This window comes from Bartonella sp. CL71SXKL (assembly GCF_042194935.1).
GTDB lineage: Bacteria > Pseudomonadota > Alphaproteobacteria > Rhizobiales > Rhizobiaceae > Bartonella.
This window is the reverse complement of record NZ_JBHINI010000116.1, coordinates 1-681: the sequence shown is the minus strand read 5'-3', so window position 1 is coordinate 681 and position 681 is coordinate 1. Positions and strand designations below refer to the sequence as shown.

Here is a 681-nt window from a genome sequence, read left to right as displayed (position 1 = left end):
ATTATGCTATTCAGGATGTTCGGAAAGAAGCAAGACAAGCTGCTGCTATTGGTCTAGCGGTGTCCAACTTACGTTACAATGATGCACCAGGAAAGTTAAGTGTTGCACTTGGTAGTGGTATATGGCTCAATCAGTCCGCATTTGCTCTTGGTGCTGGTTATACATCTGAAGATGGAAATATTCGCTCTAGTCTATCTGTGACAAGTGCCGGAGGGCGCTGGGGTGTAGGTGTAGGATTAAGCTTAACTCTAAATTAATAAAATTCACTACGATTATTTTCAAAAATGCTCCTGTCTATACAAGACAGGGGCGAAAAGGGTTGTACGATTAAAAGAACGGCTCCCACAAATAATAGTGCCAGCATTAATGTTGAAAATAAAGAAAGAGAAAAGGTGTGAAGAGTGGTGTGTTTTACGCAAATTTGACAGAAGTCGTGGAGGGGGCTGGTTGGTGGTTGTTACATGACAGTGAGCAGCAGATTAAGACAGTTTTTGATGATGCGAAAAAATATGTAGATAAATATTTTTCTGAATCCAAGGATAATGCGATGAGTAATGGTGTTAACGAGTCGAAATCCTAAACCGATATAAAATTTGAAACGTTTAGTTATGATATTAAGAGCGTACGGAAAGAGGCAAGGCAAGCAGCTGCCGTTGGTCTAGCAGTATCCAACCTACGTTA

At 40.5% G+C, this 681-nt stretch carries 2 protein-coding genes; both read left to right on the top strand.

Features of this window, described 5'->3' with window-relative positions; all coding sequences use genetic code 11:
* Positions 1 to 257: YadA-like family protein (locus tag ACFILA_RS09795; RefSeq protein ID WP_375632011.1), on the top strand; the 257-nt coding region annotated here is incomplete at its 5' end.
* Between the two features lie 137 nt (positions 258 to 394).
* Positions 395 to 580: a hypothetical protein gene (locus ACFILA_RS09790; RefSeq protein ID WP_375632013.1), complete on the top strand. Its 186-nt coding sequence runs from the start codon at positions 395 to 397 to the stop codon at positions 578 to 580.
* The last annotated feature ends 101 nt before the right edge of the window (positions 581 to 681 follow it).